The following is a 20,944-nucleotide window of genomic DNA, read 5'->3' as shown; positions in this document are numbered from 1 at the left end:
GCCTGGGCAGCCGCGCCTTCGCCGGCGATCCGGCCGCCGCGCCGGCGCAGGGGCCCGAGCTGTGGCTGGCGCGCCCGGGCCACGCGCCGCTGTGCTTGCGCTTCGACGAGCGGCTGCGTGCCGACGCCGCCGCCTGCGTCGCCCGGCTGCGTGCCATGGGCTTGCAGGTGATGCTGGCCTCCGGCGACCGCAGCGGGCCGGTGGCGGCCGTCGCGGTCGCGCTCGGCATCACGGACTGGCAGGCAGAGCGCTCGCCGGTCGAGAAGGTGGCGCTGGTGGAAGGGCTGCGCGGCCAGGGCCGCCGCGTGCTGATGGTGGGCGACGGAGTGAACGACGGGCCGTCGCTGGCCGCCGCCAGCGTGTCGGCCTCGCCGTCGAGTGCCGCCGATGTCAGCCAGACCGTGGCCGACATGGTGTTCCAGGGATCGCTGCTGGCGCCGGTGGCCGAGGCGGTGGCGGTGGCGCGGCGCGCGCGGGCGGTGATGCGGCAGAACATCGCGCTGTCGATCTGCTACAACGCCGTGATGCTGCCGCTGGCGGTTGCCGGGTTCGTGACGCCCTGGCTGGCGGCGGCGGCGATGTCCAGCTCGTCGCTGGTGGTGATGGCCAACAGCTTGCGTGTGCGAGGCAGACGCGCATGACCGCGATGTTCACCCTGATCATGCTGAGCCTGGTGCTGGGCGGCGGCGCCCTGGCGCTGTTCCTGTGGACGCTGCGCTCCGGCCAGTATGACGATGTCGAGGGTGCCGCAAACCGCATCCTGTTCGACGACGCGCCGCGGAACGACGCGCCGGAGCGCCGATGATGCATTGACCATGCGGCCCCGCTCCATGACACTTCGTCCATCCGAGGCAAGAGGGGGACAGGCCATGTCCAGGCGTTTGCTCATTGCATGTGGCGCCGCGTTGGCGCTGGGGGCCGGGGCGGCCCGGGCGGATACGCTGGTGGTCTGCACCGAGGCGAGCCCGGACGCGCTGAGCTCGGCGCTCAGCACCGCCAACACCAGCTTCGACGTGTCCGAGCAGATCTCCGACCGGCTGGTGGAGATGGAGATCGGCGGCTCCGCGCTGAAGCCGGCGCTGGCGGAATCCTGGACGATCTCGGAAGACGGGCTGCAATACACCTTCAAGCTGCGCCATGGCGTGAAGTGGCAGTCCAGCGCCACGTTCAAGCCGACGCGCGCGCTCAATGCCGACGACGTGGTGTTCAGCTTCAACCGGATGCTTGACAGGGCGCACCGCTTCAACAAGGTGGGTGGCGGCAACTATCCGCTGTTCGCGGCCCTGGTGGAGCCGAGCCTGAAGGCGGTCACCAAGGTGTCCGACGACACCGTGCTGTTCGAGCTGAAGACTCCGCTGGCGCCGCTGCTGAGCACGCTGTCGGTGCAGCCCTTCTCGATCCAGTCGGCCGAATACGCCGCCGCGATGGACAAGGCGGGCACGCCCGACCAGCTCGACATCGCGCCGATCGGCACCGGGCCGTTCCAGCTGGTGCAGTACCAGAAGGACAGCCTGATCCGCTTCCGCGCCTTCAAGGATTTCTGGGGCGCGAACGGCGGCATGCCGGAGCGCGCGGCCAAGGTCGACAACCTCGTGTTCTCGATCACGCCTGATCCGTCGGTCCGCTTCGCCAAGCTGCGTGCCAATGAATGCCAGGTGGCGCGCTATCCCAATCCCGCCGATCTCGACGCGATGCGCGCGACGGCGGGCGTGACCGTGCAGGACAGCACGATCGCCTCGCTCAGCTATCTGGCGTTCCGCAATGACAAGAAGCCGTTCGACGACAAGCGCGTGCGCGAGGCGCTGGCGACAGCGATCGACCTCAACAGCCTGGTGAAGGCGGTCTATCAGGGCAGCGGCACGCCGGCGGCGGCGCTGGTCTCGCCGGCGCTGTGGGGCCACAACGACCAGGTGAAGCCGCGCCCCTACGACCCCGCGCGGGCCAAGGCATTGCTGGCCGAGGCCGGCTATCCCAACGGCTTCAGCACCGATCTGTGGGCCATTCCGGTGGCCCGCGCCTACATGCCCAATGGCCGTCGCGCCGCCGAAATGATCCAGGCCGACTGGGCCAAGATCGGCGTCACCGCGAAGATCGTGACCTTCGAATGGGGCGAGTACCTGCGCCGCATCCGCAACAACGAGGCCGATGTCGGCATGCTCGGAGGCACCTGGGACTATCCCGATCCGAGCCAGCAGCTGATCGGCTTCACCTGCGAGGCGCTGACCACTGGCCGCAACATCCCGCACTGGTGCAACCGCACCTACAGCGACCTGATCCAGCGGGCCAACATCGTCACCAGCCAGGCGGAGCGGGCGCGGCTGTACCAACAGGCGCAGCAGGTGTTCCACGACGAGGTGCCGGCCATGGTATTCGCCGACGCCCGCGCCTTCGTCGGCGTGCGCAATAACGTGCGCGGCTTCAAGCTGCACTTCCTCGGCGGCCAGCCGTTCGGCGGCGTCAGCCTCGCGCAATAAGGAACGAAAGATCATGCAACTGGCACTGGCGACCTGGCAGGAGGTCGAGGACTATCTGCGCACATCGAACGGCGTCATCGTGCCGATCGGCTCCACCGAGCAGCACGGCCCGAACGGGCTGATCGGCACCGACCACCTCTGCGCCGAGGTGGTGGCCAAGGGCGTGGGCGACGCGATCGGCTGCGCGGTGGCGCCGACGCTCGCTTATGGCATGTCGCAGCACCATCTGGCCTTCAAGGGTTCGGCGACGCTGCGGCCGAGCACGCTGATGCTGGTGGTGCGCGATGTCGTGCAGTCGCTGGCGGTGCACGGATTCCAGCGCTTCTTCTTCATCAACGGGCATGGCGGCAATGTCGCGACGGTGACGGCGGCGTTCGACGAGATCTACGCCGCGAAGTCGCTCGGCGATCCGGTGGAGCAGGTGCGCTGCCGGATGACGTTCTGGTCCGGCGGGCCGCGCTGCAAGAAGGTGGCCGAGGAATTGTATGGCGGCGTGAACGGCAGCCACGCCACCGCGGCCGAGGTGTCACTGGCGCAGTACTACCAGCCCCAGGCCATCAAGCACGCGCAGATGTCGCCGAAAGTCGCACCGCCCAGCTCGCAGTTCTTCGAGGCGGCGGATTATCGCGCGCGCTACCCCGATGGTCGCATCGGCTCCGACCCGTCGCTGTCCTCGCCCGAGCACGGCAAGCGGCTGTACGACGCGGCGATCGAGGACATGGTGGAAGCGTATCGGACCTTCCTGGCTTATTGAACGCCGCCAGGGGGCGACGAAGGGGGCGGCAATGGCTGATAACCGCAAGAAGCTGATGCTGCCGGCCGCCATGGCGCAGGCCGGCTGGGACCTCGCGCGCAGCCGCGACGATATCGAGACGCTGCGGTTCGAGGACACGACCCCGCCGGCGGCGTTCCAGGCGATGCTGGCCACGGCCGACGGCATCGCGCTGTGGGGGCGGCCCTTTCCCGCTGCCGATATTGCGCTGGCGCCGGAGCTGAAGGTCGTCGCCCGAATCGGCGTGGGCTATGACGCGGTCGATGTGCCGGCGCTGACCCGGCGCGGCATTCCGCTGTTGATCGCCGGCACCGCCAATTCCGTCACCGTGGCCGAGCACGCCATCTATTTCATGATGGAGCTCGCCAAGCAGGGCGCGGCCATGCACGCGCTGGTGCAAGACGGGCGCTGGACGCAGAAATTCAGCGTCAGGATCTTCGACCTTTACGGCAAGACGGTGCTGATCGTGGGTTTCGGCAAGATCGGCACCCGCGTGGCCGCGCGTTGCCTGGCGATGGAAATGAACGTGCTGGTGCACGATCCCTACGTGCCCGAGGACGTCATCCGCTCGCGCGGCTGCACTCCCGCGCCGGACCTGGACGCGGCGCTGCCGAAGGCTGATTTCGTCACGATCCATTGCCCGAAATCGCCGGCGACGGTCGGCATGTTCAATGCCGACCGCCTTGCGCGCATGAAGCGATCCGCCTTCCTGGTGAACACCGCCCGCGGCGGCATCATCGACGAGGCGGCGCTGCACGCGGCACTCACCTCCGGCGACATCGCCGGCGCGGGGCTCGATGTGTTCGCGCAGGAACCCATCGTGCCCGAGAACACGCTGCCGCATCTGCCCAATGTGATCACCGCGCCGCACATGGCCGGCGTCACCCAGGAATCGCTCGACCGGATGGCCGTCGCATCGGTGCGGAACATCCTCGGCGTGTTCGACGGGCGCGTCGAGCGCGACAACGTGGTGAACAAGGAGGTGCTGGGCTGACACGCCCCGGCTGGATCAAGGCGCCGCCGCTGGGCGGTGCAACGCAGCCGCCGCTGTGGCTGATCTTCGCGCTGGTGATCTCCGGCACGATGTCGATGCATATCTTCGTGCCGGCCTTGCCCGTCGCCGCGCGCGATCTCGGCGTGTCGAACGGCGCCATCCAGCTCACGATCACGCTGTACCTGGTCGGGCTCGCCGGCGGGCAGTTGCTCTATGGGCCGCTGTCCGACCGGTTCGGGCGACGTCCCGTCCTGCTGGGCGGGTTGCTGCTGTATGCCGCCGGCGGCATGGTGGCCGGGCTGGCGCCGGGCCTGGGGACACTGGTGGTGGCGCGGGTGGTGCAGGCGCTGGGCGGGTGCAGCGGCCTGGTGCTGGGGCGCGCCATCCTGCGCGACGTGTCCTCCGCGCGCGAGGCGGCGGCGAAGCTGGCGCTGCTCAACCTGTTCATGTCGGTCTCCCCAGCGATGGCGCCGCTGGTCGGCGGCGCCATCGCCACCTTCCTGGGCTGGCGCGCGATCTTCGCGCTGCTCGCCTTTATCGGCACGCTGACGCTGTTGACCGCGTTGGCGACGCTGCCGGAGACGCACCAGCCGCAGGGCGGCGGACGCCCGGCCGGCATGCTCGGCAGCTATCTGCGGTTGCTGGGCTCGCCGGCGTTCCGCGGCCTGACCATTGCCGGGGCCGGGACCACGACGAGCTTCTACGCCTTCCTTGCAGCGGCACCGTTCATCATCGTGGACCGCCTGCATCGCCCGGCCGCGGAGATCGGCTGGTATCTGGCGGCGCCGATCCTGGGCATCACACTGGGCAGCCTGATCGCCAACCGGTTGGTCTCGCGGGTCGACCCGATGCGCCTGATGCGGGCCGGGATCGTGCTGGCGGCGATCGGCGCGGCGCTGTTCTTCGCCGCCGAAGTGACCGGGCACCTGACGGTCGTGACGATGCTGGCGTCGATGCTGGTGTTCACTGTAGGGACCGGCACCGTGAGCCCGTTGGCGCTGACCAGCGCGATCAGCGCCGTGCCGGGCATGACCGGCGCCGCATCCGGGCTTTACGGCTTCACGCAGATGGGCTTCGGCGCCTTCTGCACGCTGCTGGTAGGGCTGTGGCACGAGAATCCGGCGCAACCGGCGGCACTGGTGCTGCTGCTCTCCTCGCTTGCCAGCCTGTTGGCACTGGCCGCCGTAGTGTCGCGGACACGACGCTGAGCCGCCACGTCGCCGCCGGTCACACGTCCATCGTCGGCTGGCCGGCATCGTCTTCGGCCATCCAGGCCTGCAGCAGGGTGTAGGTCACCGCCAGGGCGGCGGGGCCGAGGAAGATCCCCACCAGCCCGAACGACAGCAGCCCGCCGATCACGCCGCCGAGGATCAGCAGCAGCGGCAGGTCCGCGCCCTTCCTGATCAGGATCGGGCGCAGGAAATTGTCCAGGCTGATGACGACCAGCGACGACACCAGCAGGAACGTGCCCCAGGCGGCGCTGCCGACCACATACATCCAGATCACCGCTGGCAACAGCACCAGCCCCGGCCCGAGCTGGGCAATGCACAGCATGAACATCAGCGCCGTCAGCACCGAGGCGAACGGCACGCCGGCCACGGCGATCGCGATGCCGCCCAGCAGCGATTGCGCGGCCGCCGTCACTACCACGGCGAGCGCCACGCCACGGATGGCCTGGCCGGCAAGGCGAACCGCCTCCGCCCCGCGCTCGCCGGCCAGCCGGTGTCCGAAGCGGCGCGCCATCGCCGCGCCCTGCTCGCCCTTGGCGTACATGATGCCCGCGAGGATGACGGTCAGCAGGAACTGCACGAACACGATCCCGAGGCTGCCCACCGCACCGACGAACCAGTTGGTCACCTGCCCGGCATAGGGCGCCAGCTGCGGCGCCAGGTCGCGCAGGCCCCTGTCGGCGGCTTCGTCCCAGAGCTGTGTGGCCCGCGCGCCGACGAGCGGCAACGCGGTCAGCCAGTCCGGCGCGGGCGGTAACTTGAACGAGGCGAGCGCGCGGACCCACTCGGCGATCTGGCCGGCATGGCCGACGATGGTGCCGATGGCGAACCAGAACGGCACGATGAACACCAGCAGCAGCCCCAGCGTCATGACAGCGACCGCAAGCCCGCGCATGTTCCACAACGCCGCTTGCGCTCGCAGCATCAGTTGCCATGTGGCGATGACCAGGGTCACGGCCCAGACGATGGCCGGCAGGAAGGGGCCGAGGATCCAGAAGCAGGTGGTGATCATCCCGCCGATGAACAGCACGGCGAGGGTTGTGCGGGTCAGGTCGCGGTAGGCGTCGGCCATGAAGGTGGATCCTGCCATGGATACGCGGCACCCTCCGGTGCCGCAACGAACGGGCAACGCGCAACAACGGCCGACACGGGTCCCCGGGCCGCGACATGGGGCCGGCACGAACACTATCGGCTATCGGACCGATTGGCCGGGGAGGGAGAGGGTAGCGTTGCGATAGCGCCCGGGCAACGCGCGCTGCGGTTCAACGCGACGCATAGGGGCACGGAACGTGGGCAGGAAGGCGGTGCGACAGGGATTCGGCAAAGGCCACGCGGCCGTCCTGGCCCTGGTGACGGTCTGCATCGGCTACGGATCGCTCTATCCGTTCGCGTATTCCGGCCCCCTCCACGAGGCCGGAGCGGTCCACCATTTGCTCGCCAGCTGGCGCGACTGGGACGACCGCGGCGACCTGCTCGCCAATATCCTGCTGTATGCGCCGTTCGGCTTCTTCGCGTTCTGCGCGTTGCCGGCACGCGCGCCGGTATGGTCGCGCCTGGCCTGCGCGACCCTCGGCGGCACGGTGCTCAGCACGGCGATGGAGTTGCTGCAATTCTACGATGCCGGCCGCGACTGCTCGATGGGCGATGTCTACGCCAATACGATCGGATCAGCGCTCGGGGCGCTCGCCGCCGCGGCGCGGGTGCAAGGTCGGAGGTGGACCCTGGTTCGCGAGCTCAGCCTGCACCCGCCGGAGGCGGCGCTGCTGGCGGCGTGGCTGCTCTATCGCCTGTACCCCTATGTGCCGACGATCGACCCGCACAAATACTGGCACGCGCTGCAGCCGGCGCTGTCGCCTGGCCTGCCGCCGTTCGAGCTGGCGCGGTATGCCGGCACCTGGCTGCTGATCGGGGCGATTGTCGAGGTCCTCTACGGCTTCCGCCGGTGGCTGCTGCTGTTCCCGCTGCTGGTGGGGATGGAGGCGCTCGGCCAGGTACTGATCATCGACCGCGCGTTGCACCCGGCCGACCTCGCCGGGGCGGGGATCGTCTTCGCCCTCCGTCTGCTCGTGCCGGGCCGGCTGCCGGGGCGGGCGGTGGTGACGGCCGGCGTGTTCGCCGCCCTGGTGGTGTCCCTGCGGCTGGAGCCGTTCCATCTGGCCGAGGCGTCGCGCGCGTTCGGATGGGTGCCGTGGGCCAGCCTGATGTCCGGGTCGATCGGCGTCGCCGCGCAGGCGTTCTGCGCGAAGTTCTACCTGTATGGCGGCCTGATCTGGCTGCTCGGCCAGGCCGGCATGCGGCTGCTGCCTGCGACCGGCCTGACCGCGCTGATGCTGCTGGCCACGAGCATGGCCCAGACGTTCCTGCCGGACCGCTCGGCGGAAATCGGCGACGCCCTGACGGCGCTGATGATCGGCGGCGCTTTTGCGTTGCTGGCGCGTCCGCCTGCGCAGGCGGGGCCGGAGCTCGTTGTCGCCGAAAGTGGCGGGCGCGAATAGAAGAAGGCCCCGGTCGCCCGGGGCCTTCGCATTGTCAGGCAACGGCTGCTGTCGGACGGGACGCTACTCTGCCACCTCGGAAGCGAGGACAGAGATCCGGGTCACAACGGTTGGCCGAAGGCACGAACAATGAGACACTGGATCACCTCCTTTCAGTTGGTTGACGACAGAGCGCAGCCTGCCCCGAAGGCGGGAGTCCGCGCAAGCGGGATTGCGGGGGCCGCGACGACGTCAGGCGGCCGCTTCGTGCGGAATGCCCTTCTCGGTCAGGAAGCTCCCGAGCTCGCCGGACTGGAACATCTCGGTCACGATGTCGCAGCCGCCGACGAACTCGCCGTTCACATAAAGCTGCGGGATTGTCGGCCAGTTGGAGAACTGCTTGATCCCGTCGCGCAGCTCGGCGTCTTCCAGCACGTTCGCGGTCTTGAAGGGCACGCCCATATGGGTGAGGATCTGCACCACGCGGGCCGAGAAGCCGCATTGCGGGAACATCGCATTGCCCTTCATGTACAGCATCACCGGGTTCGCGGTGATGTCGGCCTGGATGCGTTCGAACACGGGGTTGGTCATCGCGGAAAGCTCCTTAATCGGGGGCTGAGGTCTGAAGCGCGAGGGCATGCAACTCGCCCCCCATCCGGCCGCGCAGGGCGGCGTAGACGATCTGGTGCTGCTGGACGCGGGACTTGCCCCGGAACATCTCGCTGATCACGGTGGCGGCGTAGTGGTCGCCGTCACCCGCCAGATCTTCGATGGTCACGCGGGCGTCCGGCAGTGCTGCCTTGATCAGGGCTTCGATTTCGCTGGCGGGCATCGCCATGCCGTTTCGTCCTTACCTTGTCGCCGGCCCGTTCATCCAGGCCGGGAAGAATCGTTCATGCGCCGCGCGCAACGTCGGCAGTGAGATGGTGCCGCCATCCGGCAGTGTCAAATCCCCCCCGCCGGTTTGGCCGATGCGCACGGCCGGAACACCAGCGAAGGCCGCAGATTGCAGCAAGGCGGCCGAGTCGGCCACCGCCAGGACGTAGCGGCCCTGGTCCTCGCCGAACCAGAACGCGTGCGGCGGCACGCCGGCGGGCTCCGGCAGCAGGCGCACGCCGGTGTTGCCGGCCAGCGCCATTTCGGCGATCGCCACCAGCACCCCGCCATCCGACACGTCGTGGCAGGCGTGAACCGTGCTGGACAGAATCCGGCCGCGCACGAAATCGCCGTTGCGGCGCTCGACGGCGAGGTCCACCGGCGGCGGCGGGCCGTCCTCGCGCCCAGCCACCTCGCGCAGCCACAGCGACTGGCCCAGCCAGCCCGCGCTATGCCCGATCAGCACCAGGTCCAGCTCCGGGATCAGGGCGATGCCAACGGCCTTGGACGCATCCTCCAGCACGCCCACGCCGCCGATCGCGGGGGTGGGAAGGATGCCCTTGCCCTCGGTCTCGTTGTAGAGGCTGACATTGCCGGACACGACCGGGAAGTCCAGCGCGGTGCAGGCGGCCGCCATGCCGCGGATGGCGGCGGCGAACTGACCCATGATCTCCGGCTTCTCGGGGTTGCCGAAATTCATGTTGTCGGTCACGGCCAAAGGCAGGGCGCCGGTCGCCGTGATGTTGCGCCATGCCTCCGCCACCGCCTGCGCGCCGCCGACCTCGGGGTCGGCCTTGCAGTAGCGCGGCGTGCAGTCGGTGGTCAGCGCCAGGGCGCGGGCGTGGTCCTCGATCTTCACCACCGCGGCGTCGGCGCCGCCGGGCCGCTTCACGGTCTGGCCGCCGACGGTGCTGTCGTACTGGTCCCACACCCAGGCGCGTGAGGCCACGTCGGGGCAGCCGATCAGCGTCATCAGCCCGGCTGCGAGGCCCACGGGGTCGGCGACCGGGCCGAGCGGCGCGGGCTTCGGCGGCTCCACCGTCGGGCGGTGGTACAGCGGCGCCTGTTCGGCCAGCGGGTCGAGCGGGATATCGGCCTCCACCACGCCGCGGTGCTTCACCACGATGCGGCCGGTGTCGGTCAGGTGGCCGATGACCGCGAAATCCAGGTCCCATTTCTCGAAGATGGCGCGTGCCACGTCCTGCCGGTCCGGGCGCAGCACCATCAGCATGCGCTCCTGGCTCTCCGACAGCATCATTTCGTACGCGGTCATGCCGGTCTCGCGCTGCGGCACCTGGTCGAGGACGAGCTCGATGCCCACGCCGCCCTTGCCGGCCATCTCCACCGAGGAACTGGTCAGCCCGGCGGCGCCCATGTCCTGGATGGCGACGATGGCGTCGGTGGCCATCAGCTCCAGGCAGGCTTCGATCAGCAACTTCTCGGTGAACGGGTCGCCCACCTGCACGGTCGGCCGCTTTTCCTCGGCATCCTTGCCGAACTCGGCGCTGGCCATGGTGGCGCCGTGGATGCCGTCGCGGCCGGTCTTGGAGCCGACATAGACCACGGGGTTGCCGATGCCGGCGGCCGCGGACAGGAAGATGCGGTCCTTCGGCGCGATGCCCACGGTCATGGCGTTGACCAGCGGATTGCCGTTGTAGCTGGGGTGGAAATTGATCTCGCCGCCCACGGTGGGCACGCCCACGCAGTTGCCGTAGCCACCGATGCCGCGCACCACGCCGTCGACGATGCGCCTGGTGCGGGGCAGGGCAGGGTCGCCGAAACGCAGCGCGTTGAGGTTGGCGATCGGGCGCGCGCCCATGGTGAACACGTCGCGCAGGATGCCGCCCACGCCGGTGGCCGCACCCTGATACGGCTCGATGAAGCTCGGGTGGTTGTGGCTCTCCATCTTGAAGATGGCGGCCAGGCCGTCGCCGATATCGATCACGCCGGCGTTCTCGCCCGGGCCATGGATCACCCAGGGCGCCTTGGTCGGCAGCGTCTTCAGCCACACGCGGGAGGATTTGTAGGAGCAGTGCTCCGACCACATCACGCTGAACACGCCGAGCTCGGTCAGCGTGGGCGTGCGGCCCATGATGGCCAGCACCTTCGCGTACTCGTCGGCGCTGAGCCCGAACTGGCGGGCGAGGGCCTGGTTTACCTGTTGTGCCATGTGTCGCGGCCCTGGTTGGTTAAGGGAAGGCCAGGGGCTTTGCCCCTGGACCCCAGCCAAGGCGGAGCCTTGGCAATCCCATACCCTCTTGGCTGGATAGGCGGCCTTCAGCTGATATCAGCTGAAGGTCGTTGATCCCGCCAAGAAAGTCTGGGTTTCCAAAGGCCTCCGGCCTTTGGCGGGTGCAGGGCAGCGCCCTGCCCTTGCTGATCATCTAGGCCGCCAGCGCGGCCACGAGGCCGTCGAACAGCGGCTTGCCGTCGGTGCCGCCCATCAGCGGGTCCACGAGGTCCTCGGGGTGCGGCATCAGGCCGAGCACGCGCAGGTTCGGCGTATAGATGCCGGCGATGTTGCGGGCGCTGCCGTTCAGGTTGGCCTCGGGCACGATGGCGCCGTCGGGCGTGGCATAGCGCAACGCCACCAGGCCCTCGCCCTCCAGCCGGTCGAGCGTGGCATCATCGGCGAAGTAGTTGCCGTCGCCATGCGCCAGCGGGGCGCGGAACACCTGGCCGCGCTGGTAGTGGCGGGTGAAATCGGTATCGGCGCGCTCCACCCGCAGGTGGCAGTCCATCGACAGGAAACGCAGCGAGGCATTGCGCAGCAGCGCACCCGGCAGCATTCCGGCCTCGGTGAGGATCTGGAAGCCGTTGCACACGCCCAGCACATGGCCGCCGCGCTCGGCATGGGCGCGCACCGCGCGCATCACCGGCGACTGCGCGGCCATGGCGCCGCAGCGCAGGTAGTCGCCATAGGAGAAGCCACCGGGCAGGACCACGAGATCGATGCCGGAGAGGTCGGTTTCCTTGTGCCAGACCATGCGCGGCTTGCGGCCGCAGGTCTTTTCGAGCGCGATCGCCATGTCGCGCTCGCGGTTGATGCCGGGGAAGACGACGACCGCGGCGTGCATTCAGGCGACCTCGACCTTGAAGCTTTCGATCACGGTGTTGGCCAGCAGCTTGCGGGCCATGTCCTCGGCCTGGGTGCGGGCGCGGCCGGGGTCAGTCTCCGCCAGTTCCAGCTCGATCACCTTGCCGGCGCGCACTTCGCCGACATTGCCGAAGCCCAGGCCGTGCAGCGCGTGGCCGATGGCCTTTCCCTGGGGGTCGAGCACGCCGTCCTTCAGCATCACGGTCACGGTCGCCTTGATCACTGCATCGTCTCCGGGCCCTTGAGGTCGCGCGTGCCGGCCTCGGGCAGGATGCCCAGGCGGCGCGCCACTTCCTGGTACGCCTCCTCGACCTTGCCGAGGTCGCGGCGGAAGCGGTCCTTGTCCATCTTCTCGCTGGTCTTGCTGTCCCACAGGCGGCAATTGTCCGGGCTGATCTCGTCGGCCAGGACGATGCGCATCTCCTCATTCTCCCACAGCCGGCCGAATTCCACCTTGAAGTCGACCAGCGTGATGCCGACGCCCAGGAACAGCCCGGTCAGGAAGTCGTTGATGCGCAAGGTCAGGGCGACGATGTCGTCCATGTCCTGCGTCGCCGCCCAGCCGAAGGCGGTGATGTGCTCCTCGGCCACCATCGGGTCGCCGAGCGCGTCGTTCTTGTAATAATACTCGATGATGCTGCGCGGCAGGCGGGTGCCCTCGGGGATGCCCAGGCGGGTGGACAGGCTGCCGGCGGCGACGTTGCGGACCACCACCTCGATCGGGATGATCTCGACCTCGCGGATCAGCTGCTCGCGCATGTTCAGGCGGCGGACGAAATGCGTGGGGATGCCGATTTCCGCCAGCCGCAGCATCAGATACTCGCTGATGCGGTTGTTCAGCACGCCCTTGCCGGTGATCACGCCCTTCTTCTGGGCGTTGAACGCGGTCGCGTCGTCCTTGAAATACTGCACGAGCGTCCCGGGCTCGGGTCCCTCGAACAGGATCTTGGCTTTACCTTCGTAGAGCTGGCGGCGGCGTGCCATGGCGTATTTCCTCAGGGGCTGTCCCCATCAACACCGCGCGCAACCTACGCGACGGCAAGCGGCACCCCCGCGGGCCGGCGGCGCGGGGCGGGTATAGCAGCGACGTGATCGCGGTGCCACGTCCCCCGTGCAAGGCCGGTCAGACCCCCTCGCGCGCAGCGAGTTGCACGGGCACGAAGGGGGCCGCGTCGGGCGGGCCGGCCGCGAACAGCCAGACCGGCCGCCCGCATGCGGGCAGGCCGACCAGCGCGGAGCTGACGGTTGCGAATCCATGCCGCTCGGGGACGTTGATTTCGCTGCCTTGCGGCCCGCCGCGATCGGCCAGCAGCGCGGTCCAAGCCCGCCAGTCCCCGATCGCCGGGGCCGGCACAGCGGCGGCGCGGAAGCGGGGCAGGTGGCGGGCGGTGCGCGGGCTGGCTTCGTCGTTCGGGTCGTGCGCCGTCACCATGTGCAGGCCGGCGGGCAGGGGGATCGGCTCGGCGCGCTCGCCGTCCAGGCCGCGGACGAACACCACGCTCCGAGAATCGGCCACGATCATGTTGAAACTGCGGTATTCCCCGGCGGGAATGTCAGCCAGGGCCGCAGCCGCATCGGCGGCCGTATCATGGCCCAGGGCGAGCAGCGGCAACGCGCCGCGGCTGCGCTTCCCGGGGGCCGGGCCCAGGCTGCCGGGCCGGTTGAGCACGGCCGCAACCACGCCGGCGGCGTTCATGCCCATCCAGGTGCCGCCGCCGCTGCGGTCGCGCCCGGCGACCACGCCCGGATGGTCGGGCCAGTAGGCGCCCGGCCGATCCCATGGACGGGCCACCATCTCGTCGCGATTCGCCCCTAGCAGCACCGGCCAGTCATGGCCGGGACGGAACAGGACGACGGCCGTGCACATCGGATGCGGGCGTCAGGCCTGAGGGCCGGGTTCCCCGAACACCCGGGTGTACACGGTGTCCAGGTGGCGCAGGTGCAGGGCCGGGTCCATGGCGGCGTCCAGCGCCTCGGGCGGCACGCGGCCGGCCACCTCGGGGTCGGCCTCGAGGTTGGCGCGGAAGCTGCACCCCTCGGGCGTGCCGAGCTTCGTCCAGGTCTCCATGGCGTTGCGCTGCACGATCCGGTAGGCGTCCTCGCGCAGGATGCCGGCCTTGGCCAGCGCCAGCAGCACCTCGCCGGAATGCACCACGCCGCCCAGGCTCTCCAGGTTCGTGGCCATGCGGTCGGGGTAGATGGTCAGCTTGTCCATCATGCCCGCCAGCCGGGCCAGGGCGAAATCCAGCGTCACCGTCGAATCCGGTGCGATCGCCCGCTCCACGCTGGAATGGCTGATATCGCGCTCGTGCCACAGCACCACGTTCTCCAGCGCCGGCACCACGGCCGCGCGCACGGTCCGCGCCAAGCCGGTCAGGTTCTCCGACAGCACCGGGTTGCGCTTGTGCGGCATGGCCGAGGAGCCCTTCTGGCCGGGATGGAAGAATTCCTCCGCCTCTCGCACCTCGCTGCGCTGCAGGTGCCGCACTTCCGTCGCCAGCCGCTCGATGCCCGAGGCGATCACGCCCAGCGTGCAGAAATACGCGGCATGCCGGTCGCGCGGGATCACCTGGGTCGAGACCGGCTCCACCGCGAGGCCGAGCTTCTCCGCCACATAAGCCTCCACCCGCGGGTCCACATGGGCGAAGGTGCCGACGGCGCCGCTGACGGCGGCCACGGCCACCTCGGCGCGGGCCTGCTGCAGGCGCACGCGGTTGCGGGCGAACTCGGCGTAGTGCCCGGCGAGCTTCAGGCCGAAGCTGGTCGGTTCGGCATGGATGCCGTGGCTGCGCCCGATCGTGACCGTGTGCTTGTGCTCGAACGCGCGGGCCTTCAGCGCCGCCAGGACCGCATCGATGTCGGCCAGCAACAGGTCGGCCGCCTGGGTGAGCTGTACGGAGAAGCACGTATCGAGCACGTCGCTGCTGGTCAGGCCCAGATGCACGAAGCGGCTGTCCGGCCCCACGGACTCGGCGAGCCAGGTGAGGAAGGCGATCACGTCGTGGCGGGTCTCGCGCTCGATCTCGTCGATGCGTTCGACATCGGCGGCGTTGATGGTCGCCAGTTTCGCGCCGCCTTTTTCGCGGATGGCGCGGGCGGCTTCGGCCGGGATGGTGCCGAGCTGCGCCATCGCCTCGGCGGCCAGCGCTTCGATCTCGAACCAGATTCGATAGCGGTTCTCGGGCGCCCAGATGGCAGCCATGGCCGGGCGAGTGTAACGGGGAACCATTGTCTCTCCAGTCTCGAACGCCATTCTAGAACGGTGCCCTCATCTACGGCGGGGCTCGCCTGCCCGCAAGGAACCCACGATGGACCCTGTCCTGCTTTCCCAACTGAGCGCCCTCGCTCAGGTGCTTCTGGTCGACCTGACTCTCGCCGGCGACAATGCGGTCGTCGTCGGCCTCGCCGTCGCGGGGTTGCCTGCGCATCAGAAACGCCCGGCCATCCTGGTCGGCATCATCGTCGCCACGGTGCTGCGCATCGGCCTGGGCGCCATTACGCTGCAACTGCTGGAGATCGTGGGCCTGCTGCTGGCGGGTGGGCTGCTGCTGCTATGGGTCTGCTGGAAGATGTTCCGCGAGCTGCAACAGAGCCGCGAGCACACGCACGCGGCGGCGCCGGCGCCGAAATCGCTGTTCCAGGCGATGCTGCAGATCGTGCTCGCCGACCTGTCGATGAGCCTGGACAACGTGCTGGCGGTGGCCGGTGCGGCCGCGGGCCATACCTGGGTGCTGGTCACCGGCCTCGCGGTCTCGGTGGTGCTGATGGGGGTGGCGGCCAATTTCATTGCCAACCTGCTGGAGCGGCAGCGCTGGATCGCCTGGGTCGGCCTGCTGATCGTGCTCTACATCGCGCTCAAGCTGATCTGGGAGGGCGGACACGAGGTCTGGGCGCATCTGGCCTGACGACACCGGCCGGGACCGCCTTCTGCCAGAGCAATATCGCTAGAGGTGGAATCACCGGGCGATAAAATTGCTCGTCAAAACAATAACGTAGAGCATGATCGGTGCTTCTGTCTGCACCGATCATGCTCTAGGATCTCCGCGGCAACGTTCCGCGGAGATCCGGCCCATGAACCGGCAGACCCACCCGTTCCTGACATCGCTGCGCACCGGGCACGGCGGCAAGGTGGTTTCGGCCACGGACGCGGTGTGCCTGATCCGCGACGGCGACACGGTGGCGACCGGCGGGTTCGTCGGCATCGGCTTCGCCGAAGGCATCGCCGTGGCGCTGGAGGAGCTGTTCCTGGCCACCGATCCCGGGCATGGCCGCTCCGCGCGCGGGCCTGGGAACCTGACGCTGGTCTATGCGGCCGGGCAGGGCGACGGCAAGACGCGGGGCCTGAACCATCTGGGCCATGAGGGCCTGGTGAGGCGCGTCATCGGCGGCCACTGGGGCTTGGTGCCGCGCCTGCAGGAACTGGCGATCGGCAACCGCATCGAGGCCTACAACCTGCCGCAGGGGGTGATCACCCATCTGTTCCGCGACATCGCGGCCCACCGGCCCGGCCACCTGACCAGGGTGGGCCTGGGCACTTTCGTCGATCCACGTTTCGGCGGCGGCAGGATCAACGCCCGCACCACCGAGGACATCGTGGAGCTGGTCACGATCGGCGGGCAGGAGGCGCTGTTCTACAAGGCGTTCCCGATCGATGTCGGCATCATCCGCGGGACCACGGCCGACCCGCAGGGCAACATCACCATGGAGCGCGAGGCGCTGACCCTGGAGGTGCTGGCCATCGCCATGGCCGCGCACAACTCCGGCGGCATCGTCATCGCCCAGGTGGAACGGCTGGCCGAGGCGCATTCGCTCAACCCGCGCCAGGTGAAGGTGCCGGGCGTGCTGGTGGACTGCGTGGTGGTGGCCGAAAAGCCCGAGCACCACTGGCAGACCTTCGCCACCGCCTACAGCCCCGCCTTCGCGGCCGAGATCCGCGCGCCCGCCGGGGCGCAGGCGCCGATGGAGCTGGACGAGCGCAAGGTGATCGCCCGCCGCGCGGCGCTGGAACTGCTTCCGAACGCCGTGGTGAACCTGGGGATCGGCATGCCGGAAGGCGTGGCCGCGGTGGCGCATGAAGAGAAGATCATCGACCTGATCACGCTGACCGCCGAGCCCGGCGTGATCGGCGGCATCCCGCAGGGCGGGCTGAATTTCGGCGCGGCCATCAACACCGACGCGGTGATCGACCAGCCCTACCAGTTCGACTTCTACGACGGCGGTGGGCTGGACGTGGCGTTCCTGGGGCTGGCGCAGGTGGATGCGCGCGGCAACGTCAATGTCTCGAAGTTCGGCCCGAAGCTCGCCGGGGCGGGCGGGTTCATCAATATCAGCGAGAGCTCCAGGAAGGTGGTGTTCACCGGCACCTTCGACGCCGCCGGCCTGCGCGTCGCCATCGAGGACGGGCGGCTGGTCATTGTGCAGGACGGTCGCCACCGCAAGTTCGTGGCCGCGGTGGAGCACCGCACCTTCAGCGGCGAATACGCCGTGCGCCGTGGCCAGACCGTGCTGTATGTCACCGAGCGCTGCGTCTTCACGCTGGGCGCGGAGGGGCTGGAGCTGACCGAGGTGGCGCCGGGCATCGACATCGCCCGCGACATCCTCGCGCACATGGATTTCGCGCCGGTCGTGCGCGACCCGCGCCCGATGGATCCGCGCATCTTCCGCCCGGAGCCGATGGAGCTGCGCGCCCGGCTGCTGGACGTTCCGCTGGAGCAGCGGCTTGGCTACGACCCCGACTCCAACCTGTTCTTCGTGAATTTCGAAGGCTACAGCGTGCGCTCCGCCGCCGAGATCGAGCGCATCCGCAGCCTGGTGGCCGAGCGCCTGGCGCCGCTGGGGCACAAGGTGACGGCCATCGTCAACTACGACAACTTTTCCATATTGCCCGAGCTGATCGATGCCTATTCCGACATGGTGCGCTGGCTGACCGACCGTTTCTATGACGGGGTGACGCGCTACACCACCAGCGGCTTCCTGCGCGTGAAGCTGGGCGACGCGCTGGGCCGGCGCCAGCTCGCACCGCATATCTACGAGACCGCGGCGGAGGCGCGCCGGCATTTGCAGGAACCGGCACGGCGGCGGACCGAATGACGCCGCTGTCGCACGCAACTCGGGAGAGCGGAAGATGAGCAGGCGCATCGTCATCATCCAGGGCCATCCGGACCCCGAGACCGGCCATTTCTGCCACGCCCTGGCCGCGGCCTACGAACGCGGCGCCGAGGCCGGCGGGCACGCCGTGCGGCGGATCTGCGTGGCCACGCTCGACCTGCCGATCCTGCGTACGCCCGCCGACTGGGAGAGCGGCGCGCCACCGGGGGCGGCGCGAAGCTGCCAGGAGGACATCGCCTGGGCAGACCACCTGGTGGTCTTGTACCCGCTCTGGCTCGGCTCCATGCCGGCGCTGCTGAAGGGATTCTTCGAGCAGGTGTTCCGCCCCGGGTTCGCGGTGGCGAAATCCGGTTCGGCCAGCGGGTGGGCGTCGATGCTGAAGGGCAAGTCGGCGCGCATCGTCGTGACCATGGGCATGCCGGCGCTGGTGTATCGCTGGTATTTCGGCGCCCACAGCCTCAAGAGCCTGGAACGCAACATCCTCGGCTTCGTGGGCATCGGGCCGATCCGCGAAAGCCTGGTCGGCATGGTCGCCTCGCCCGACCCGTCGCGCCGGGAGCGGTGGCTGGCGAAGATGGAGCGGTTGGGCGGGCAGGGGCGTTAGGCGAGGCCGAGCCGGGCCTTGGCTTGCGCCACTTCGGCCTCGTCGCGATAGCCGATGAGGATGCCGGATTTGAGCTGCTGCCGGCCGGCATAGGGTGCGATGCGCGCATCGGGCATGGTGATGCGGTTGTGGTCGCGCAAGGCCCAGTCCAGCAGCGCGTTGCGCAACCGGTCGCGTTCCGGCGCGAATTGCGGGTCGGCGCCGCGATCGTGGAATTCGTCGGGGTCGGCCACGAGGTCGTACAGCATCGGCCGGAACCCGGTGGCGTGGATGTATTTCCAGCGCCCGTCGAACACCATGAACAGGCGGCAATCGGCGATCGGCTGGTTCAGCGCCAGCCGCGCCTCCTGCATGGAGTAGTCGTATTCCGAGAACACGCAGCGCCGCCACGCGGCCGGCCTCCGCCCGTGCAGCCAGGGCAGCAGCGAGGCGCCCTCCATCACGTGCGGCTTCGCCGTGCCGCCGAAGAATTCGAGGAAGGTCGGCGCCAGGTCGATCGCTTCCACCAGCGCGTTGCACACGCTGCCGCGGGTCGCGTCCGCGGCCGGCGAGGGATCGGCGATGATCAGCGGAATCTTTGCCGAGCAGTCGTGGAACAGGTCCTTCTCGCCCAGCCAGTGGTCGCCGAGATAGTCGCCGTGATCGGAGGTGAACACGATCATGGTGCTGTCGGTCAGGCCGCGCGCCGCCAGGAAGCGGAACAGCACGCCGAGCTGGTCGTCGATCTGCTTGATCAGGCCCATATAGGCGGGGATCACGCCGCGCCGCACGGCGTCGTCGGCGAAGTTGCGCGACACCCGGAAATCCATGAACGCGCCGTAGACGGGATGCGGGTGCTGCCGCTCCTGCTCCGCGCGCACCGCGGGCGGGACGTCGTCCGGCGCGTACATGTCGTGATACGGCGCCGGCACGATGTAGGGCCAGTGTGGCTTGATGTAGGACAGATGCAGGCACCACGGGCGGTCGTCGTCGGCGGCGGCAGCGATGAAGTCCATGGCCCGGCGGGTCATGTATGGCGTCTCGGAATGCTCTTCCGGCACGCGCGCGGGCTTGTCGGCATGGGCCAGCAGCCAGCCGTTCAGGATCCCGCCATCCGCGCCCTCCGCCGAGTTCGCCCAGTGCTCCCACGGGTTCGGCGCGTCGAAGCCCTGTTCGCGCAGATACACATCATAGCGCGGCCGTGGCGCGGGATCGGGATGCAGCCCGTCATCGCGCTCGAACGGCTCGAACCCGCACTCGCCGACATGCACGCCGATGATCGAGCCAGGGTCGACGCCGAGCCGTGCCATGCCCTCGATGTCCGCCTTCATGTGGGTCTTGCCGACCAGCACGTTGCGGACGCCGATATCCTTCAGGTGGTCGCCCAGCGTCGGCTCGCCGGCGCGCAGCGGGAAGCCGTTCCAGTTCGACCCGTGGCTGCGCATGTAGCGGCCGGTGTAGAAGCTCATGCGTGACGGCCCGCACACCGGCGACTGGACATAGGCGCGGGTGAAACGAACGCCGCGGGCCGCCAGCGCGTCGATGTTGGGCGTGTGCAGGCGCGGGTGGCCGGCGCAGCTCAAATAGTCGAACCGCAGCTGGTCGCACATGATCCACAGCACGTTCTTCGCGGCCGCCATCTACAGCAGTCCCTCCCTGCGCAAGCTGAGCCAGCGCCCGTTGCCGACGATGATGTGGTCGTGCAGCACGATGGACAGCGCGCCGGCGGCGGCCTTCACCTCCTGCGTCATCTCGATGTCGTCGCGCGAGGGCGTGGGGTCGCCGCTGGGATGGTTGTGCACCAGGATCAGGGCGGTGGCCTGCAACTCCAGCGCGCGCTTCACCACCTCGCGCGGGTAGACGGGCGTGTGGTTCACCGTGCCGCGCGCCTGCGCCTCGTCGGCCAGCAGCCGGTTGCGGGTGTCAAGGAACAGAACGCGGAACTGCTCGATGCGCTCCCGCGCCAGCATGGCCGTCAGGTAGTCCATCAGGCGGTCCCAGTTGCCCAGCACCGGCCGGTCGATCACCTCGGCGCGCGCCAGCCGCAACGCCGCCGCGTGCACCGTCTTCAGCGCGGCCGCCCCGGCTTCGCCCATGCCCTCGATGCCGCGGATGTCGTTCAGGGGCGCGGAAATTGCGGCGGCGAAACTGCCGAAACGTGCCAGCAGGGCGCGGGCGATCGGCTTCGTGTCGCGCCGTGGCAAGGCCAGGAACAGCACCATCTCCAGCAGTTCATAATCCGCCAGCGCCTCGGGCCCCGCCGTCAGCAGCCGTGCGCGCATGCGTCCGCGATGGCCGTCCACGCCCACGGCAGACATCTGCGCCGGCGCCGTTGGC

Annotated in this window: 21 protein-coding genes; 10 read left to right on the top strand and 11 right to left on the bottom strand. The window is 69.1% G+C overall.

Going from position 1 to position 20,944, the window contains the following annotated elements; genetic code table 11:
• The 6 genes from OL599_RS07790 to OL599_RS07765 all read left to right on the top strand — a co-directional run.
• A partial coding sequence (locus tag OL599_RS07790; protein ID WP_264713114.1) for an HAD-IC family P-type ATPase occupies positions 1–641 on the top strand: 641 nt, incomplete at its 5' end.
• On the top strand, positions 638–805 hold the full coding sequence (ccoS, locus tag OL599_RS07785) for a cbb3-type cytochrome oxidase assembly protein CcoS (protein WP_264713113.1): 168 nt from the start codon (positions 638–640) through the stop codon (positions 803–805). The genes OL599_RS07790 and ccoS, both read left to right, overlap by 4 nt.
• A 64-nt stretch (positions 806–869) precedes the next feature.
• Positions 870–2,474, top strand: coding sequence for an ABC transporter substrate-binding protein (locus OL599_RS07780; protein ID WP_264713112.1), 1,605 nt, complete (start codon positions 870–872; stop codon positions 2,472–2,474).
• A 13-nt stretch (positions 2,475–2,487) separates the two neighbouring features.
• A complete protein-coding gene (locus OL599_RS07775; protein ID WP_264713111.1) occupies positions 2,488–3,228 on the top strand; it encodes a creatininase family protein in 741 nt (246 codons plus the stop codon).
• Between the two features lie 31 nt (positions 3,229–3,259).
• A complete protein-coding gene (locus OL599_RS07770; RefSeq protein ID WP_264713110.1) occupies positions 3,260–4,240 on the top strand; it encodes a hydroxyacid dehydrogenase in 981 nt (326 codons plus the stop codon).
• Positions 4,237–5,448 carry a multidrug effflux MFS transporter gene (locus OL599_RS07765; RefSeq protein ID WP_347403194.1) on the top strand — a complete coding sequence of 404 codons (1,212 nt, stop codon included), beginning with the start codon at positions 4,237–4,239 and terminating at the stop codon, positions 5,446–5,448. The genes OL599_RS07770 and OL599_RS07765 overlap by 4 nt, the downstream gene beginning before the upstream one ends.
• Positions 5,449–5,467: 19 nt before the next feature.
• Here the strand turns inward: OL599_RS07765 and ydiK are convergent, their stop codons facing one another.
• A complete protein-coding gene (gene ydiK / locus OL599_RS07760; protein WP_264713109.1) occupies positions 5,468–6,541 on the bottom strand; it encodes an AI-2E family transporter YdiK in 1,074 nt (357 codons plus the stop codon).
• A gap of 232 nt (positions 6,542–6,773) precedes the next feature.
• Here ydiK and OL599_RS07755 point away from each other — a divergent pair, with 232 nt between their 5' ends.
• Entirely contained in the window at positions 6,774–7,964 is a 1,191-nt protein-coding gene (locus OL599_RS07755) for a VanZ family protein (RefSeq protein ID WP_264713108.1), read from the top strand.
• Positions 7,965–8,195: 231 nt separating this feature from the next.
• Here OL599_RS07755 and grxD read toward each other — a convergent pair whose 3' ends face one another.
• The 8 genes from grxD to purB all read right to left on the bottom strand — a co-directional run bounded on the left by grxD (position 8,196) and on the right by purB (position 15,145).
• Positions 8,196–8,534, bottom strand: a complete 339-nt coding sequence (grxD, locus tag OL599_RS07750) for a Grx4 family monothiol glutaredoxin (RefSeq protein ID WP_264713107.1) — start codon at positions 8,532–8,534, stop codon at positions 8,196–8,198.
• Positions 8,535–8,547: 13 nt separating this feature from the next.
• Positions 8,548–8,781: a BolA family protein gene (locus tag OL599_RS07745; protein ID WP_264713106.1), complete on the bottom strand. Its 234-nt coding sequence runs from the start codon at positions 8,779–8,781 to the stop codon at positions 8,548–8,550.
• A gap of 12 nt (positions 8,782–8,793) precedes the next feature.
• Positions 8,794–10,989, bottom strand: coding sequence for a phosphoribosylformylglycinamidine synthase subunit PurL (gene purL / locus OL599_RS07740; protein ID WP_264713105.1), 2,196 nt, complete (start codon positions 10,987–10,989; stop codon positions 8,794–8,796).
• 214 nt (positions 10,990–11,203) lie between these two features.
• Complete coding sequence (gene purQ / locus OL599_RS07735; protein ID WP_264713104.1) at positions 11,204–11,896, bottom strand: phosphoribosylformylglycinamidine synthase subunit PurQ; 693 nt, start codon at positions 11,894–11,896, stop codon at positions 11,204–11,206.
• Complete coding sequence (gene purS, locus OL599_RS07730; protein WP_264713124.1) at positions 11,897–12,136, bottom strand: phosphoribosylformylglycinamidine synthase subunit PurS; 240 nt, start codon at positions 12,134–12,136, stop codon at positions 11,897–11,899.
• Complete coding sequence (purC, locus tag OL599_RS07725; protein ID WP_264713103.1) at positions 12,136–12,900, bottom strand: phosphoribosylaminoimidazolesuccinocarboxamide synthase; 765 nt, start codon at positions 12,898–12,900, stop codon at positions 12,136–12,138. Before purC ends, purS begins: the two co-directional genes overlap by 1 nt.
• A gap of 139 nt (positions 12,901–13,039) precedes the next feature.
• The gene (locus tag OL599_RS07720) at positions 13,040–13,783 is read right to left on the bottom strand and encodes an NRDE family protein (RefSeq protein ID WP_264713102.1); all 744 of its coding nucleotides are present in this window, start codon (positions 13,781–13,783) and stop codon (positions 13,040–13,042) included.
• A 12-nt stretch (positions 13,784–13,795) separates the two neighbouring features.
• Positions 13,796–15,145: an adenylosuccinate lyase gene (gene purB, locus OL599_RS07715; protein ID WP_264713101.1), complete on the bottom strand. Its 1,350-nt coding sequence runs from the start codon at positions 15,143–15,145 to the stop codon at positions 13,796–13,798.
• Between the two features lie 79 nt (positions 15,146–15,224).
• On the opposite strand from purB, the gene OL599_RS07710 reads away from it, so the two are divergent.
• The 3 genes from OL599_RS07710 (at position 15,225) to OL599_RS07700 (ending at position 18,628) form a co-directional block, all read left to right on the top strand.
• On the top strand, positions 15,225–15,821 hold the full coding sequence (locus tag OL599_RS07710; RefSeq protein WP_264713100.1) for a YjbE family putative metal transport protein: 597 nt from the start codon (positions 15,225–15,227) through the stop codon (positions 15,819–15,821).
• A 166-nt stretch (positions 15,822–15,987) separates the two neighbouring features.
• Positions 15,988–18,006 carry an acyl CoA:acetate/3-ketoacid CoA transferase gene (locus OL599_RS07705; RefSeq protein ID WP_264713099.1) on the top strand — a complete coding sequence of 673 codons (2,019 nt, stop codon included), beginning with the start codon at positions 15,988–15,990 and terminating at the stop codon, positions 18,004–18,006.
• Between the two features lie 34 nt (positions 18,007–18,040).
• On the top strand, positions 18,041–18,628 hold the full coding sequence (locus OL599_RS07700; protein WP_264713098.1) for an NAD(P)H-dependent oxidoreductase: 588 nt from the start codon (positions 18,041–18,043) through the stop codon (positions 18,626–18,628).
• On the opposite strand, the gene OL599_RS07695 is transcribed toward OL599_RS07700, so the two are convergent.
• Together OL599_RS07695 and radC are read right to left on the bottom strand one after the other, a co-directional pair.
• Positions 18,625–20,247 (bottom strand): alkaline phosphatase family protein, encoded by a 1,623-nt coding sequence (locus tag OL599_RS07695; RefSeq protein ID WP_264713097.1) that lies wholly within the window; start codon positions 20,245–20,247, stop codon positions 18,625–18,627. The two genes, OL599_RS07700 and OL599_RS07695, sit on opposite strands and share 4 nt — an antisense overlap.
• Positions 20,248–20,925, bottom strand: coding sequence for a RadC family protein (radC, locus tag OL599_RS07690; protein WP_264713096.1), 678 nt, complete (start codon positions 20,923–20,925; stop codon positions 20,248–20,250). It abuts the gene before it with no gap.
• Positions 20,926–20,944: the final 19 nt, after the last annotated feature.

The organism is Limobrevibacterium gyesilva (assembly GCF_025989185.1).
GTDB classification, from domain to species: Bacteria; Pseudomonadota; Alphaproteobacteria; order Acetobacterales; family Acetobacteraceae; genus Limobrevibacterium; species Limobrevibacterium gyesilva.
The sequence above is the reverse complement of the archived record's forward strand: the minus strand, read 5'-3'. Positions and strand labels throughout refer to the sequence as shown.

What these genes read in the sequence shown, in the direction of transcription:
- OL599_RS07780 (WP_264713112.1), top strand. Translation starts at nt 870, where the DNA reads ATGTCCAGGCGTTTGCTCATTGCATGTGGCGCCGCGTTGGCGCTGGGG.
- grxD (WP_264713107.1), bottom strand. Translation starts at nt 8,534, where the DNA reads ATGACCAACCCCGTGTTCGAACGCATCCAGGCCGACATCACCGCGAAC.
- OL599_RS07700 (WP_264713098.1), top strand. Translation starts at nt 18,041, where the DNA reads ATGAGCAGGCGCATCGTCATCATCCAGGGCCATCCGGACCCCGAGACC.
- OL599_RS07695 (WP_264713097.1), bottom strand. Translation starts at nt 20,247, where the DNA reads ATGGCGGCCGCGAAGAACGTGCTGTGGATCATGTGCGACCAGCTGCGG.
- purB (WP_264713101.1), bottom strand. Translation starts at nt 15,145, where the DNA reads ATGGTTCCCCGTTACACTCGCCCGGCCATGGCTGCCATCTGGGCGCCC.
- OL599_RS07710 (WP_264713100.1), top strand. Translation starts at nt 15,225, where the DNA reads ATGGACCCTGTCCTGCTTTCCCAACTGAGCGCCCTCGCTCAGGTGCTT.
- OL599_RS07775 (WP_264713111.1), top strand. Translation starts at nt 2,488, where the DNA reads ATGCAACTGGCACTGGCGACCTGGCAGGAGGTCGAGGACTATCTGCGC.
- purC (WP_264713103.1), bottom strand. Translation starts at nt 12,900, where the DNA reads ATGGCACGCCGCCGCCAGCTCTACGAAGGTAAAGCCAAGATCCTGTTC.
- purL (WP_264713105.1), bottom strand. Translation starts at nt 10,989, where the DNA reads ATGGCACAACAGGTAAACCAGGCCCTCGCCCGCCAGTTCGGGCTCAGC.
- ydiK (WP_264713109.1), bottom strand. Translation starts at nt 6,541, where the DNA reads ATGGCCGACGCCTACCGCGACCTGACCCGCACAACCCTCGCCGTGCTG.
- purQ (WP_264713104.1), bottom strand. Translation starts at nt 11,896, where the DNA reads ATGCACGCCGCGGTCGTCGTCTTCCCCGGCATCAACCGCGAGCGCGAC.
- OL599_RS07770 (WP_264713110.1), top strand. Translation starts at nt 3,260, where the DNA reads ATGGCTGATAACCGCAAGAAGCTGATGCTGCCGGCCGCCATGGCGCAG.
- radC (WP_264713096.1), bottom strand. Translation starts at nt 20,925, where the DNA reads ATGTCTGCCGTGGGCGTGGACGGCCATCGCGGACGCATGCGCGCACGG.
- OL599_RS07705 (WP_264713099.1), top strand. Translation starts at nt 15,988, where the DNA reads ATGAACCGGCAGACCCACCCGTTCCTGACATCGCTGCGCACCGGGCAC.
- ccoS (WP_264713113.1), top strand. Translation starts at nt 638, where the DNA reads ATGACCGCGATGTTCACCCTGATCATGCTGAGCCTGGTGCTGGGCGGC.
- OL599_RS07720 (WP_264713102.1), bottom strand. Translation starts at nt 13,783, where the DNA reads ATGTGCACGGCCGTCGTCCTGTTCCGTCCCGGCCATGACTGGCCGGTG.
- OL599_RS07745 (WP_264713106.1), bottom strand. Translation starts at nt 8,781, where the DNA reads ATGGCGATGCCCGCCAGCGAAATCGAAGCCCTGATCAAGGCAGCACTG.